We start from the raw sequence: 15,876 nt of genomic DNA on the forward strand, positions 1-15,876 counted from the left end.
TCAATCATGGCAGGGAGTCTGTCACCGCGCGAGAAAATTGGTTAATTAAATGTAAATTTCTGCGCGCATCCGGTTATTTTACTTTAACCAGCGTCCGCCCCTGCGCCTGGTTATTAATGATGTCTTCAGCCAGCTTCGGCACGTCATCAAGGGTGATTTCCGTGGTCGCTTGCGTATAGAACGTTTCCGGTAAATCCTGCGCCAGACGACGCCACGCTTCGGCGCGTCGTGCGGCGGGAGCCATGACTGAATCCACGCCCTGCAAACGCACGTTACGCAGAATAAACGGCATCACGGTTGTTGGCAGCGCAAAGCCGCCTGCCAGACCGCAGGCCGCGACGCAGCCGCCGTAGTTCATCTGCGCCAGCACTTTCGCCAGCACCTTATCGCCCACGGTATCAATCGCGCCAGCCCAAAGCTGTTTTTCCAGTGGACGCGTTTCGGCAAATTCATCGCGCCCTAAAATGCGGCTGGCACCGAGATTACGCAGATAGTCATGCGTGCTTTCGCGACCGGAAACGGCCACCACCTGATACCCCAGCTTGTGCAGCAGCGCTACCGCAGTGCTTCCGACGCCGCCGCTGGCACCGGTGACCAGAATTTCGCCGCTGTGTGGACGGATCCCCGCTTCTTCCAGCGCCATCACGCAGAGCATCGCGGTAAAGCCAGCGGTGCCGATAATCATTGCCTTACGGTTGTTGAGACCTTCCGGGAGTGCCACCAGCCAGTCGCCCTTCACGCGAGCGCGTTCAGCCAGACCGCCCCAGTGGTTTTCCCCCACGCCCCAGCCGGTTAGCAGCACTTGCTGACCCGTATGAAAGCGGGGATCTTCGCTGGCGTGAACGATGCCGGCGAAGTCGATGCCTGGCACCATCGGAAACTGGCGGATAATTTTGCCTTTACCCGTGATGGCCAGTGCATCTTTGTAGTTCAGGCTGGACCACTGAATATCTACGGTGACGTTGCCTTCCGGTAGCTGGTTGTCATCGATATCTTGTACCGACGCGAGCGTTTTTCCTTCCTGCTGTTCTAAGAGTAAAGCCTGCATAATGCGCCCTCGCTTGCCCAATGATTAGAAATACTACTTAGCAGACTATACTCGTTAATCAAAATACGATGCCGACTTTACGCAATAAATTGCCAGATCCCTCAGGTTTGATAGTATTCACACTTCATTTGCGAGTTAGTGCTTACTTTAAGGTAAATGCTGCTGGCTGAGGGACCTTACATTAACCGGGCTGTACATCACACAACGGAGTTAACTCAGGGATGCGTTTAACGACGAAGTTTTCCGCTTTTATCACCTTGCTGATTGGGTTAACCATCCTGGTCACCTTAATAGGGTGTTCGCTCAGTTTTTATAACGCCATTCACAGCAAAGTTGATGGGCGCGTGCGCGCCGTTGCCACGATCCTTGATACCCGGCTGGTCACGCGCTCTTTTAAGCAACTGGGCATCCAGATGGATGAACTTATGGTGCCTGCCGATATCGTGCGCATTGATTTTTTCCACGGCAAAGACGTGCTTTATAGCCATGCCCGCACCGGAAGCTATCGGTTACTGGGCAGCAGCAGCCTTTATCGTGAGCAGACCGTCTCTTCATTGAAGCATCCTGGTATGACGATCCACTTGATCTATCAGGACCCGATGGCCAATTACTTTCACTCCCTGATGACAACCGCCCCGTTAACTCTGGCGATTGGCTTTATGGTGCTGGTGATCTTTCTTGCTATCCGCTGGCTGCGCCGTCAGCTGGCAGGAGGCGAGCTGCTGGAAATGCGCGCCACCAGGATCCTTAACGGCGAGCGGGGGCACGGCGTACGCGGCACGGTCTATGAATGGCCCGCCCGAGCCAGCAGCGCGCTGGACATGCTGCTTTCTGAAATTCATTTTGCCAGCGAACAGCGCAGTCGAATGGATACGCTTATCCGCTCCTATGCCGCGCAGGACACGAAAACGGGGCTTAATAACCGCCTGTTTTTTGATAATCAGCTGGCGACGCTGCTCGAAGATCAGGAGAAAACTGGCACGCACGGTATTGTTATGCTGATTCGTCTGCCAGATTTCGACCTGTTATCGGATAACTGGGGACGGGCCACGGCCCAGGAGCATACTTTTACCTTAATTAACCTCATCTCCACCTTTATTATGCGCTATCCCGGCGCGCTGCTGGCCCGCTATCACCGTAGCGATTTTGCCGTTCTGTTGCCGCACCGCACGTTAAAAGAGGCGGAGGGTATCGCCTCGCAATTATTGAAAACCGTGGACGCGCTGCCGGCGTCCAAAATATTCGACCAGGAAGACACCATGCACATCGGTATTTGTGCCTGGCGCAGCGGGCAAACCACGGAACAGGTGATGGGGCATGCGGAAACCGCGGCGCGTAATGCGGTGTTGCAGGGCGGAAATAGCTGGCTGGTTTATGATGATTCACTGCCTGAAAAAGGGCGTGGCAACGTTCGCTGGCGTACGCTTATTGAGCAGGTGCTCAGCCGCGGCGGCCCGCGTTTTTATCAGAAGCCAGCCGTACTGGCGGATGGTCACGTTCATCACCGGGAATTACTGTGTCGTATTTTTGACGGTAATGAGGAACTGCTGGCCGCGGAATATATGCCGTTTGTCCTGCAATTTGGCCTGGCCGAAGAATACGACCGCTTACAAATTTCTCGCATGCTGGCTTTTCTGGGCTTCTGGCCGCAGGAAAATCTGGCCATGCCGGTGTCCGTGGAAGCGCTGATCCGTCCGCGATTCCAGCGCTGGCTGCGGGATACATTAATGCAATGCGAAAAATCGTATCGAAAACGCATTATTTTTGAACTTGCGGAGGCGGATGTCTGTCAACATATCAGCCGCTTACAACCGGTCGTTCGTTTAATTAACGCGCTGGGGGTAAGGATTGCGGTCACGCAGGCGGGATTAACGATGGTGAGTACCAGTTGGATCAAGCAGTTGGACGTTGCTTTGATCAAATTACATCCCGGCCTGGTACGCAATTTTGAAAAACGAAGTGAAAATCAGTTGCTGGTACAGAGTCTGGTTGAGGCCTGTAAAGGAACCTCGACGCAGGTTTTTGCCTGCGGAATTAGGACAAAAAGCGAATGGCTAATTTTGGCTAAGTGTGGTGTAGCCGGTGGGCAGGGCGATTTTTTTGCCGCCTCCCAGCCACTTGACTCTAATCTAAAAAAATATTCGCAAAGATATTCGGTTTGACCTGCCGTTTACTATGTTTTCACGTAGAATAACGCGCGCTGCATCTTTGGGGGTGTGCTTGTCTGCCCGCCAGGATCACGCAGTTAACGACCTTTTGCAGGTTGCAAATGAAAGCAGGGAGCGCTGCTGATGATTTTAAATCTGAAGGAGTCAGGCATCAGTTTGTAACAAAGGTGACGAACTGCACTAATTTTCACCGTAGCAGATGATTTTTGCGCCTTGTCGCTGCTGCGTGTGGTTGGTAAAGTAAGCGGATTTTGTACTCCGCCCCAGCTTTCAGGATTATCCCTTAGTATGTTGAAAAAATTTCGTGGCATGTTTTCCAATGACCTGTCCATTGACCTGGGTACCGCGAATACCCTTATTTATGTAAAAGGACAAGGCATCGTATTGAATGAGCCTTCTGTTGTGGCCATTCGTCAGGATCGTGCCGGCTCACCGAAAAGCGTCGCCGCTGTCGGTCATGACGCGAAGCAAATGCTGGGCCGTACGCCGGGTAACATCGCGGCGATCCGCCCGATGAAAGACGGTGTTATTGCCGACTTCTTCGTGACCGAAAAAATGCTCCAGCACTTTATTAAGCAGGTGCACAGCAACAGCTTTATGCGTCCAAGCCCGCGCGTGCTGGTCTGTGTACCGGTAGGCGCGACCCAGGTTGAGCGTCGCGCAATCCGTGAATCCGCGCAGGGCGCAGGCGCCCGCGAAGTGTTCCTGATTGAAGAACCGATGGCTGCGGCAATCGGTGCTGGCCTGCCGGTCTCTGAAGCCACCGGTTCTATGGTAGTGGACATCGGCGGCGGTACAACCGAAGTCGCGGTTATCTCCCTGAACGGCGTGGTTTACTCCTCTTCCGTGCGTATTGGCGGTGACCGTTTCGATGAAGCCATCATTAATTACGTACGCCGTAATTACGGCTCGCTGATTGGTGAAGCGACCGCAGAACGTATTAAGCACGAAATTGGCTCTGCCTATCCGGGTGACGAAGTCCGCGAAATCGAAGTTCGCGGTCGTAACCTGGCCGAGGGCGTCCCACGTGGCTTTACCCTGAACTCTAACGAAATCCTCGAAGCATTACAGGAACCGCTGACCGGCATCGTAAGCGCGGTAATGGTCGCGCTTGAGCAGTGTCCGCCTGAACTGGCGTCCGATATCTCCGAGCGCGGTATGGTTCTGACCGGCGGCGGCGCGTTGCTGCGTAACCTCGATCGCCTGTTAATGGAAGAAACCGGTATTCCAGTTGTTGTTGCTGAAGAGCCGCTGACCTGCGTGGCACGCGGTGGCGGTAAGGCGCTGGAAATGATCGACATACACGGCGGCGACTTGTTTAGCGAAGAGTAGTCGGCTTCAGGCGTGGGGTGACATTATCTGCCGCCCCCTCCTGAACTGACGCGAGAATACGCATAGCCTATGAAGCCCATTTTTAGCCGTGGCCCGTCGCTACAGATTCGCCTTATTCTGGCGGTGCTGGTGGCGCTCGGCGTCATTATCGCCGATAGCCGCCTTGGTACGTTCAGCCAGATTCGAACGTACATGGATACTGCCGTCAGTCCTTTCTACTTTATCTCAAATGGTCCCCGCGAATTACTCGACAGCGTGTCGCAAACGCTGGCCTCGCGCGATCAACTCGAACTTGAAAACCGGGCGCTGCGTCAGGAACTGCTGTTGAAAAATAGCGACCTGCTGATGCTGGGGCAGTATAAACAGGAGAACGCGCGGTTGCGCGAGCTGCTGGGTTCCCCGCTGCGTCAGGATGAACAAAAAATGGTCACTCAGGTGATCTCAACGGTCAACGATCCCTACAGCGATCAGGTGGTGATCGACAAAGGAAGCGCCAACGGCGTTTACGAAGGCCAGCCGGTGATCAGTGATAAAGGCGTGGTCGGGCAGGTCATCGCCGTCGCGAAGCTGACCAGCCGCGTACTGCTCATTTGTGATGCCACCCATGCGCTGCCGATCCAGGTGCTGCGTAATGACATCCGTGTCATTGCGGCCGGCAACGGTTGTACCGACGATCTTCAGCTTGAACATCTGCCTGCGAATACCGATATTCGCGTCGGCGACGTGCTGGTGACGTCCGGCCTTGGCGGTCGTTTCCCGGAAGGTTATCCGGTTGGCGTGGTGTCATCTGTGAAGCTCGACACGCAGCGTGCTTATACGGTGATTCAGGCACGGCCTACCGCTGGCTTGCAGCGTCTGCGCTATTTGCTGCTGCTGTGGGGAGCGGATCGTGACGGCACCAATCCAATGACACCGGAAGATGTGCATCGCGTGGCTAACGAGCGTTTGATGCAGATGATGCCTCAGGTCCTTCCCGCCCCCGATGCGATGGGCCCCCCCGCACCCGTACCTGCGCCAGCGACGGGCATTACGCCTGCACCGCAGCCGTCCTCTTCAGGAGGGCAGTAGTGGCGAGTTATCGTAGTCAGGGGCGATGGGTTATCTGGCTCTCTTTCCTGGTCGCACTTCTGCTACAGATCATGCCCTGGCCGGATAACATCATTGTTTTCCGGCCAAACTGGGTACTGCTGATCCTGCTGTACTGGGCGCTGGCGCTGCCGCACCGCGTTAATGTGGGCACTGGTTTGTTAATGGGTGCCATACTGGATCTCATCAGCGGTTCGACGCTGGGCGTCCGCGCGCTGGCGTTAAGCATCATTGCTTATCTGGTGGCCTTGAAATACCAGCTTTTCCGCAACCTGGCGCTCTGGCAACAGGCGCTGGTAGTGATGCTACTTTCGCTGGCTACCGATATCATTGTGTTCTGGGCCGAGTTTTTAGTGATCAATGTCTCTTTCCGGCCTGAAGTGTTCTGGAGTAGTGTCGTAAACGGCGTACTCTGGCCCTGGCTGTTCCTGCTGATGCGCAAAATCCGCCAGCAATTTGCGGTGCAATAAAGGTCTCTCATGACAGTGCTTTATCTTGCTTCCGGTTCCCCGCGTCGTCAGGAGCTGCTGACTCAACTGGGCGTGTCGTTCGAGCGCATCGTCCCAGGCATTGAGGAACAGCGTCGGTCAGATGAAAGCGCAGCGCATTATGTCGTGCGTCTGGCGCGGGAAAAAGCCCAGGCGGGCGTCGCGATGACGACCATCGACAAACCCGTGTTGGGCGCAGATACCATCGTTGTTCTGCACGGTGAGGTGCTGGAAAAACCGCGTGATGACGCACATGCCGCCGCGATGCTGCGTCGGCTTTCCGGACAGACGCACCGGGTATTGACCGCTGTTGCGCTGGCGGATCGCCATTCGGTGCTTGAAAGTCTTGTAGCGACAGAGGTGACCTTCAGGGTACTCTCAGAAGAGGATATCGCGGGCTACGTTGCCAGCGGTGAACCTCGGGATAAAGCAGGTGCATACGGTATTCAGGGGCTGGGTGGCTGTTTCGTCAGGAAGATAAATGGCAGCTATCACGCCGTAGTCGGCTTACCGCTGGTGGAAACGTATGAGTTGCTGAGTAACTTTAACTCACTGCGTGAGCAAAGGGATAAACATGACGGCTGAATTGTTGGTAAACGTAACGCCATCGGAAACGCGTGTGGCGTATATTGACGGCGGTATTCTCCAGGAAATCCACATTGAGCGCGAAGCCCGACGTGGGATTGTAGGCAATATCTACAAAGGTCGCGTGAGTCGTGTCCTTCCCGGTATGCAGGCGGCATTTGTAGATATTGGCCTCGACAAAGCCGCGTTCCTTCATGCTTCCGATATCATGCCGCATACCGAATGCGTGGCCGGTGAAGAGCAAAAACAGTTTATCGTCCGCGATATCTCGGAGCTGGTGCGCCAGGGGCAGGATTTAATGGTGCAGGTGGTCAAAGATCCGCTGGGCACTAAAGGCGCGCGTCTGACCACGGATATCACCCTCCCTTCCCGCTATCTGGTGTTTATGCCGGGAGCCTCTCACGTCGGCGTGTCACAGCGCATTGAGAGCGAAGCCGAACGCGACCGTCTGAAAAGAATCGTTGCTGACTATTGTGACGATCAGGGTGGATTTATTATCCGTACCGCGGCGGAAGGCGTGTGTAACGAGGATCTCGCCGCGGACGCCGCCTACCTGAAGCGCGTCTGGACTAAAGTCATGGAGCGTAAAAAACGCCATCAGACCCGCTATCAGCTGTACGGCGAACTGGCGCTGGCGCAGCGCGTACTGCGTGATTTCGCCGATGCGCATCTTGATCGCATCCGTGTGGATTCCCGTTTAACCTTTGAAGCGCTGCTGGAGTTTACCGCCGAGTACATTCCTGAAATGACCAGCAAGCTGGAACATTACAGCGGGCGTCAGCCGATTTTCGATCTTTTTGACGTTGAGAATGAAATTCAGCGGGCGCTGGAGCGTAAAGTTGAGCTGAAATCCGGCGGCTATTTGATTATCGATCAAACCGAAGCGATGACCACCGTGGATATCAATACCGGTGCGTTTGTCGGCCATCGTAATCTCGACGACACCATTTTCAACACCAACATCGAAGCCACGCAGGCGATTGCGCGCCAGCTCCGGCTGCGCAACCTTGGCGGTATCATTATCATCGACTTTATCGATATGAGTAACGATGACCACCGCCGCCGGGTGCTTCATTCTCTTGAACAGGCGCTGAGCAAAGATCGGGTGAAAACCAGCATTAACGGTTTCTCGCAGCTCGGTCTGGTGGAGATGACCCGCAAGCGTACGCGCGAAAGCGTCGAGCACGTCCTGTGCAATGAATGCCCGACCTGCCACGGTCGCGGGACGGTGAAAACCGTTGAGAGCGTGTGCTATGAAATCATGCGTGAAATCGTGCGCGTGCATCATGCCTACGACTCCGACCGTTTTTTGGTCTACGCTTCTCCTGCGGTGGCAGAAACCCTTAAAGGTGAAGAGTCTCACGCGCTGGCGGAAGTGGAAATCTTCGTCGGTAAGCAGGTCAAAGTCCAGATTGAACCGCTCTATAATCAGGAGCAGTTTGATGTGGTCATGATGTAATACAACAGTCTGCCGTAAGGCGGCGGACAAGGAGAAAGGCGTGAGGCGATTGCCGGGGATTTTACTGCTTACAGGTGCTACGCTTGCTGTCATCGTTGCCCTGGCAGTGAGCGGCTTGCGCCTTGTTCTGCCACATCTGGACAAGTGGCGCCCGGCGCTGCTGGCGAAAATAGAATCCACTACCGGCGTTCCGGTTGATGCCAGTCAAATCCGCGCGCGCTGGGAAAACTTTGGCCCCACGCTGGACGTGCGCGACATCAGCGCCCAACTCAAAGATGGCGGTCAGGTGTCGGTAAAGCGGGTTACGCTGGCGCTTGACATTTGGCAAAGCCTGCTGCATATGCGCTGGCAATTTCGCGATCTTACGTTCTGGCAGCTCCAGTTCACGACCAACACACCTTTATTGCAAAACAGCGGGGAAGGTATCAAAACCGATCGCATCAGCGATCTTTTTCTGCGCCAGTTTGACCATTTCGACTTACGCAATAGCCATATCAGCTTTCTGACGCTTTCCGGACAGCGTGCGGAACTGGCGATCCCCCAGCTCACCTGGCTTAATGGCCGCAACCGCCACCGCGCGGAAGGTGAAGTCAGCTTGTCCAGCCTCACCGGACAGCACGGGGTGATGAAAGTCCGCATGGACTTGCGTGACGATAACGGCCTGCTGAACGACGGTAAAGTCTGGGTGCAGGCGGATGACATTGACGTTAAGCCGTGGCTGGGACGCTGGATGCAGGACAACGTTGCGTTTGAAACCGCAGAGTTTAGCCTTGAAGGCTGGGTCGATCTGACCAAAGGCGAAGTTTCGGGCGGCGACGTCTGGCTGAAAAAAGGTGGCGCAAGCTGGAAGGGCGATGACAAAACGCATCATCTTTCCGTTGATAACCTGACGGCCCACGTTTCAGGCGGTAAGGCCGGATGGGAGTTTCGCATCCCTGATACCCGCATCACGATTGATGACAAGCCCTGGCCGCGCGGCGCGCTGGCGCTGGCATGGATCCCGGAGCAGGACGTGGGAGGCAGCGATCGTGTTCAGAGCGATGAGTTCCGCGTTCGCGCCAGCCATCTGGAACTGAGCGGTCTCGACGGTTTGCTTCCCATTGCCGGAAAGATTTCACCCAAACTTGGGGAGATCTGGCGGGCGACCCAACCGGCGGGGCAGATTGACGCGCTTGCGCTGGACATTCCGTTGAAGGCAACGGACAAAACTCGCTTCACTGCTTCCTGGCAAAATCTGAACTGGAAGCAGTGGAAAATGCTGCCCGGTGCCGAACACTTCTCCGGTCAACTGGCTGGCAGCGTGGATAATGCCTCGCTGACGGCCTCTATGACCGAAGCGAAAATGCCTTACGATCTGGTTTTCCGCGAGCCGCTGGAAATCGAAAAAGGGGTTGCGACGCTTAACTGGATCAAGAATGAGCACGGTTTCATGCTTGATGGACGTAATATTGATGTTCAGGCGAAAGGGGTTCGCGGCGCAGGGAACTTCCGCTACCTGCAACCGAAGGGCGAGCAGCCCTGGCTGGGTATCCTCGCAGGGGCGAATGCCACCGATGCATCTCAGGCGTGGCGCTATTTCCCGCAGAACCTGATGGGCAAAACGCTGGTGAATTATCTCAGCAGCGCCATTCAGGGAGGCCAGGCTGAAAACGCAACCATAGTCTATGGCGGCAACCCGCGACTGTTCCCCTATAAGCATAATGAAGGGCAGTTCGAGATTTTTGTCCCGGTACGTAACGCCACCTTTGCCTTCCAGCCAGACTGGCCCGCGCTAACTAAACAAGATATCGATCTCGACTTCATTAACGATGGCCTGTGGATGAAAGCGGATACCGCACAGCTTGGCGGCGTGAATGCGCGAAACGTTCGTGCTGTTATCCCCGACTACGTTAAAGAAAAACTGTTGATTGACGCCGATCTGAACGGTCCGGGAAAAGAAGTCGGTCCTTACTTTGAAAAAACGCCGTTGGATGACTCGCTGGGCGCAACGCTGCAACAGCTCCAGCTTGATGGCGATGTGAATGCTCGCTTACATCTTGATATTCCACTGGACGGTGAGCAGGTGACCGCCGAAGGCAATGTGGTGCTGAAAAACAATAGCCTGTATATCAAACCGCTGGATTCGACGTTGAAAAACCTCAGCGGCGCTTTTCGGTTTGTGAACGGTAATCTGCAAAGTGAACCAATGCAGGCAAACTGGTTTAATCAGCCGCTCAATGTGAATTTCTCCACCACGGAAGGCGAAAAAGCGTATCAGGTCGCGGTCAATATGGAGGCTAACTGGCAGCCTGCGCGCACCGGCATCCTGCCGAAACAGCTTAACGATACGCTGAGCGGCACTATTCCGTGGCAGGGAAAAGTAGGCATCGAGTTGCCTTATCGCGGCGGGACCCAGTATAACGTTGCGCTAACCGGTGATTTGAAAAATGTAAGCAGTCGCTTACCTGCGCCAGCAGGTAAATCAGCGGGAACGCCTCTGCCAGTCACCGTAAATGCGAAAGGCGACCTCAATCATTTCGATCTGACCGGTAGCGTCGGGGCAGAAAGCCACTTCAACAGCCGCTGGTTACTCGATAAGAAACTGACGCTGGATCGCGCCATTCTCACTACCGACAGTCGTACGGTGCCGCCGTTACCGCCGCAGCAGGGGGTTGAACTCAATCTACCGCCGATGGATGGCGCCGAATGGCTGGCGTTGTTCCAGAAAGGAGCCGCCGATAATGTCAGCGGCGCGGCGCGTTTCCCGCAGCATATTACGCTACGTACGCCAGCGCTGGCCCTCGGAGGGCAGCAGTGGAATAATCTCAGCCTCGTCTCACAGCCGATCGCGGGCGGAACGCAAGTCGATGCCCAGGGCCGGGAAATTAATGCCACGCTGACCATGCGTGATAACGCCCCGTGGCTGGCTGCGATCCGCTATCTCTATTTTAACCCGAGCGCAAAAGCGACCAGTAATGCAACATCCAGTGCGCCGTTCAGCACCAGTAAAGTCAATTTTAGCGGCTGGCCTGATGTGCAGTTACGCTGTGCAGAATGCTGGTTCTGGGGGCAAAAATACGGTCGAATCGACGGCGATTTCACGATTAAAGGTGACACGCTGACGCTGGCGAATGGCCTGATTGATACGGGCTTTGGTCGTCTGACCGCCGACGGCGTATGGGTTAACGGTCAGGGCAACGAGCGTACATCGCTGAAAGGAAAAATTAACGGCCGCAAGCTGGATGCGACGCTGGGATTCTTTGGTGTTGCCACGCCCATTCGCGACTCCTCATTCCATGTCGATTACGATTTACACTGGCGTGACGCACCGTGGCAGCCGGATGTTTCTACGTTAAACGGCGTGCTTCATACGCGGTTGGGCAAAGGGGAATTTACCGATATCAGCACCGGCCATGCCGGGCAGTTGCTGCGCTTAATCAGCGTCGATGCGCTGCTGCGTAAGCTGCGCTTTGATTTTAGCGACACATTCAGCGAAGGTTTCTGGTTTGACTCCATCCACAGTACCGCCTGGATCAAAGACGGCACGTTGCATACCGACGACACGCTGGTTGACGGCCTGGAAGCCGATATTGCGATGAAAGGCTCGGTTAACCTGGTGCGCCGCGAGCTGGATATGGAAGCGGTGGTCGCCCCGGAGATCTCCGCCACCGTCGGCGTTGCCGCTGCATTTGCCGTTAACCCGATTGTCGGTGCAGCCGTCTTTGCTGCCAGTAAAGTGCTGGGGCCACTATGGAACAAAGTCTCCATTTTGCGCTATCGCATTACCGGTCCGATAGATAAGCCGCAAATCAACGAAGTGCTGCGTCAAACGCGCAACAGTAAAAAGCAATGATTTGACGCCAGCTATGAATTGCCTCAATCTCAATAGAGACGTTTTTTTATCGCCAGCCGTGCTGGCAACCAAAGAGTAGCAAAATAATGAGTCTGAACCTGGTAAGTGAACACCTGCTTTCTGCAAACGGCCTGAACCATCAGGATCTGTTTGCCATTCTTGGCCAGTTAACTGAGCGTCGCCTGGATTATGGCGATCTCTATTTCCAGTCGAGCTACCACGAATCCTGGGTTTTAGAAGACCGCATTATTAAAGATGGCTCGTACAACATCGACCAGGGCGTTGGCGTGCGCGCGGTGAGCGGCGAAAAAACGGGTTTTGCCTACGCCGATCAGATCAGCAAACTGGCGCTGGAGCAGAGCGCGCTGGCGGCACGCACTATCGTACGTGATGCGGGCGACGGTCGCGTGCAGACGCTGGGGGCGGTAGAACATCGCGCGCTGTATACCAGTATCGATCCGCTGCAAAGCATGAGCCGTGAAGAGAAGCTTGATATTCTGCGTCGGGTTGACGGCGTGGCCCGTGCGGCAGACAAGCGCGTGCAGGAAGTGTCCGCCAGTCTGACCGGCGTTTATGAACTGATCCTCGTGGCGGCCACTGATGGTACGCTGGCGGCGGACGTGCGTCCGCTGGTTCGCTTGTCGGTAAGCGTGCAGGTGGAAGAGGACGGCAAACGTGAACGCGGGGCCAGCGGCGGCGGCGGTCGTTTTGGCTACGAATATTTCCTTGGCGATGAAGACGGCGACGTGCGTGCCGACGCGTGGGCAAAAGAGGCGGTGCGAATGGCGCTGGTAAACCTCTCCGCCGTTGCGGCACCGGCGGGAACGCTGCCGGTGGTGCTGGGCGCAGGCTGGCCTGGCGTACTGCTGCACGAAGCGGTCGGCCACGGTCTGGAAGGCGATTTCAACCGTCGCGGTACCTCGGTGTTCAGCGGCCATATCGGGGAACTGGTGGCATCGGAACTGTGCACCGTGGTGGATGACGGCACCATTGCCGATCGCCGTGGCTCCGTCTCGATTGATGACGAAGGCGTGCCGGGTCAGTACAACACGCTGATCGAAAACGGCGTGCTGAAAGGCTATATGCAGGACAAACTTAACGCGCGTCTGATGGGCGTTGCGCCGACCGGCAACGGTCGCCGTGAGTCCTACGCCCATTTGCCAATGCCGCGCATGACCAATACCTATATGCTGGCAGGTAAATCCACGCCGCAGGAAATCATCGAATCCGTCGAGTACGGTATCTATGCGCCGAATTTCGGCGGGGGTCAGGTGGATATCACTTCCGGCAAATTCGTTTTCTCTACCTCTGAAGCTTACCTGATCGAAAACGGCAAAGTGACCACGCCAGTGAAAGGCGCGACGCTTATCGGTTCCGGGATTGAAGCAATGCAGCAAATCTCGATGGTCGGTAACGATCTGAAGCTGGATAAAGGCGTGGGCGTGTGCGGAAAAGAGGGGCAGAGCCTGCCCGTGGGCGTCGGCCAGCCAACGTTGAAGGTCGATAACCTGACGGTAGGCGGCACAGCGTAACGCTTTTACTACGGCGTTGCCGGGTGGCGGCTTCGCCTTACCCGGCCTACAGTTCATTGTATATCAAAGCATTACGAATAATTCGTTGCGCATATCCGTAGGCCCGGTAAGCGCAGCGCCACGCCGGGCGGCAGCGCTAGCGTAATTCCTTCCCCCGCCCGCGCATTTCCTGATATACCCTTGCCACATCGACAAAATAATCCGTCAGCGCATTAATACACACCTGCACCTTCAGCGGCAGCTTATCTTTTTCGGTATACAGCGCATAAACCGGGCGTGGATCGGACTGATAACGCGGCAGCAGGATCTCCAGCTCGCCACGGTTAATCTCATTAATTACCCACATCAACGGCACATAAGCGATCCCGGCTCCGGCCACCAGCCAGCGGGTGAGCGTCATGGGATCGTTTGTCACAAACCGTCCTTCGGGGATCAGCCGGGTAGAAATACCTTCCGGCGCGATCAGCTCGAATTCGTTATCCGGACGCACGCTGTACTCCAGCCACGAATGGCTGGCAAGATCCGCCGGTTTCTCCGGCGTTCCGGCATGCTGAAGATAGCTTTGCGCCGCGCACACCACCATCGGCATCGCGCCCAGCCGTCGGGAAAACAAGCTTGAGTCCTGTAACGCCCCAACGCGGATCGCCACATCCAGACCGTCGGCGATCAGGTCCGGCGCGGGAATACCGGTCACCAGGTTCACCGCCAGCCCCGGATACTCTTTCAACATCTCGGCGGTAATGGTTGCAAGAACATTTTGTGCCATGGTTGAAGAACAACCAATCCGCAAGGTGCCAATAGGGGTGTTGTTAAACGCATACAGTTGCTCATGAACATCCTGTACTTCATGCATCATCCGGCGGCAGCCCTGGTAATAAATTTTGCCGGCTTCGGTCAGCGCAAGGCTCCGCGTACTGCGGTTTAACAGCTTAACCTGCAATTCGTCTTCCAGCTTTGACACCGTCTGGCTAAGCGAAGAAACGCTCATTTGCAGCTGCCTGGCCGCGGCGGTAAAAGAGCCGTGTTCCACTACTTTGGCAAAAACTGACATACGTTTAAGTCGTTCCATTGTTCACTCTGAGTTAAAAGTGATTTAGATCACATAATATAGATCACTGCATAACTGTTACGCTAATATATTGTTAGCCAAATAACTAATACATCGCACTCGCCTGCACTCTCTCTAATCAAGGTCAACATGAGTCTGTTTCCCGTCATTGTGATTTTCGGCTTGTCGTTTCCGCCGATCTTCTTTGAGTTGCTATTGTCTCTGGCCCTCTTCTGGCTGGTGCACCGCGTGCTGGTCCCGACCGGGATCTACGATTTCGTCTGGCATCCTGCACTCTTCAATACTGCGTTGTATTGCTGCCTGTTTTATTTGATATCGCGTTTGTTCGTCTGAGGTGGATGTGAAAACACTAACAAGAAAAATTTCCCGTACGGCCATTACGCTGATACTGGTCCTGCTGGCGTTTACGGCCATCTTTCACGCGTGGGTTTACTACACGGAATCGCCGTGGACGCGTGACGCCCGCTTCAGCGCGGACGTAGTTGCCATTGCGCCGGACGTCGCCGGGCTTATCACTCAGGTGGATGTACACGATAACCAGCTGGTCAAAAAGGATCAGGTGTTATTCACCATCGATCGGCCGCGCTATCAGAAAGCCGTGGAAGAGGCGGATGCTGACGTCGCCTACTACAAAGCGCTGGCCAGCGAAAAACGGCGTGAGGCCGGACGACGCAATCAGTTAGGCGTCCAGGCGATGTCACGTGAAGAAATCGATCAGGCCAATAATATTCTGCAAACCGTAGAGCACCAGCTGGCGAAGGCCGAGGCCACGCGCGATCTGGCAAAACTTGATTTAGAACGCACGGTCATCCGCGCCCCCGCCGATGGCTGGGTCACTAACCTGAACGTATACAGCGGTGAGTTTATTACCCGTGGCTCCACCGCCGTGGCGCTGGTGAAACAAAATAGCTTTTATATTCAGGCCTACATGGAAGAGACCAAACTGGAGGGCGTGCGTCCCGGCTACCGGGCAGAAATTACGCCGCTGGGCAGTAACCGGGTCATTAAAGGCACCGTCGACAGCATTTCGGCAGGGGTGACCAATGCCAGCAGCAGTAATGACGCTAAAGGCATGGCAACCGTTGACTCAAACCTGGAATGGGTGCGCCTGGCGCAGCGCGTGCCGGTACGCATTCGTCTGGATAGCCAGGGGGAAAATGTCTGGCCTGCCGGGACGACAGCCACGGTCGTTATCACTGGTGCCCAGGATCGTGATGTCCGGCAGATGTCATTCTTTCAGAAACTGGCGCTGCGCCTGCGCGAGTTCGGCTAAGCGC

At 55.4% G+C, this 15,876-nt stretch carries 12 protein-coding genes; 10 read left to right on the top strand and 2 right to left on the bottom strand.

Going from position 1 to position 15,876, the window contains the following annotated elements; genetic code table 11:
* Positions 1-73: 73 nt before the first annotated feature.
* Positions 74-1,048, bottom strand: a complete 975-nt coding sequence (locus P0H77_RS02745) for an MDR family oxidoreductase (RefSeq protein WP_276163478.1) — start codon at positions 1,046-1,048, stop codon at positions 74-76.
* Between the two features lie 221 nt (positions 1,049-1,269).
* Between P0H77_RS02745 and csrD the strand changes: the two genes are divergently transcribed.
* The 8 genes from csrD to tldD all read left to right on the top strand — a co-directional run bounded on the left by csrD (position 1,270) and on the right by tldD (position 13,530).
* Positions 1,270-3,210, top strand: a complete 1,941-nt coding sequence (gene csrD / locus P0H77_RS02750; protein WP_276163479.1) for an RNase E specificity factor CsrD — start codon at positions 1,270-1,272, stop codon at positions 3,208-3,210.
* A 294-nt stretch (positions 3,211-3,504) separates the two neighbouring features.
* Entirely contained in the window at positions 3,505-4,548 is a 1,044-nt protein-coding gene (mreB, locus tag P0H77_RS02755; protein ID WP_176920149.1) for a rod shape-determining protein MreB, read from the top strand.
* Between the two features lie 69 nt (positions 4,549-4,617).
* Positions 4,618-5,616 carry a rod shape-determining protein MreC gene (gene mreC / locus P0H77_RS02760; protein ID WP_276163480.1) on the top strand — a complete coding sequence of 333 codons (999 nt, stop codon included), beginning with the start codon at positions 4,618-4,620 and terminating at the stop codon, positions 5,614-5,616.
* Positions 5,616-6,104, top strand: a complete 489-nt coding sequence (mreD, locus tag P0H77_RS02765; protein WP_103675614.1) for a rod shape-determining protein MreD — start codon at positions 5,616-5,618, stop codon at positions 6,102-6,104. Before mreC ends, mreD begins: the two co-directional genes overlap by 1 nt.
* A 9-nt stretch (positions 6,105-6,113) precedes the next feature.
* The gene (locus P0H77_RS02770; RefSeq protein ID WP_276163481.1) at positions 6,114-6,707 is read left to right on the top strand and encodes a nucleoside triphosphate pyrophosphatase; all 594 of its coding nucleotides are present in this window, start codon (positions 6,114-6,116) and stop codon (positions 6,705-6,707) included.
* Positions 6,697-8,166, top strand: coding sequence for a ribonuclease G (gene rng, locus P0H77_RS02775; protein WP_276163482.1), 1,470 nt, complete (start codon positions 6,697-6,699; stop codon positions 8,164-8,166). The genes P0H77_RS02770 and rng overlap by 11 nt, the downstream gene beginning before the upstream one ends.
* Before the next feature lie 40 nt (positions 8,167-8,206).
* Positions 8,207-11,998 (top strand): AsmA2 domain-containing protein YhdP, encoded by a 3,792-nt coding sequence (gene yhdP, locus P0H77_RS02780; protein WP_276163483.1) that lies wholly within the window; start codon positions 8,207-8,209, stop codon positions 11,996-11,998.
* Positions 11,999-12,084: 86 nt separating this feature from the next.
* The gene (gene tldD, locus P0H77_RS02785) at positions 12,085-13,530 is read left to right on the top strand and encodes a metalloprotease TldD (RefSeq protein ID WP_276163484.1); all 1,446 of its coding nucleotides are present in this window, start codon (positions 12,085-12,087) and stop codon (positions 13,528-13,530) included.
* A gap of 136 nt (positions 13,531-13,666) precedes the next feature.
* Here the strand turns inward: tldD and aaeR are convergent, their stop codons facing one another.
* Complete coding sequence (aaeR, locus tag P0H77_RS02790) at positions 13,667-14,599, bottom strand: HTH-type transcriptional activator AaeR (protein WP_276163485.1); 933 nt, start codon at positions 14,597-14,599, stop codon at positions 13,667-13,669.
* Between the two features lie 129 nt (positions 14,600-14,728).
* Here aaeR and aaeX point away from each other — a divergent pair, with 129 nt between their 5' ends.
* Positions 14,729-14,932, top strand: a complete 204-nt coding sequence (aaeX, locus tag P0H77_RS02795; protein ID WP_103675620.1) for a p-hydroxybenzoic acid efflux pump operon protein AaeX — start codon at positions 14,729-14,731, stop codon at positions 14,930-14,932.
* A 7-nt stretch (positions 14,933-14,939) separates the two neighbouring features.
* Positions 14,940-15,872, top strand: a complete 933-nt coding sequence (aaeA, locus tag P0H77_RS02800; RefSeq protein ID WP_276163486.1) for a p-hydroxybenzoic acid efflux pump subunit AaeA — start codon at positions 14,940-14,942, stop codon at positions 15,870-15,872.
* Positions 15,873-15,876: the final 4 nt, after the last annotated feature.

Source organism: Superficieibacter sp. HKU1 (assembly GCF_029319185.1).
Taxonomy (GTDB): Bacteria; Pseudomonadota; Gammaproteobacteria; order Enterobacterales; family Enterobacteriaceae; genus Superficieibacter.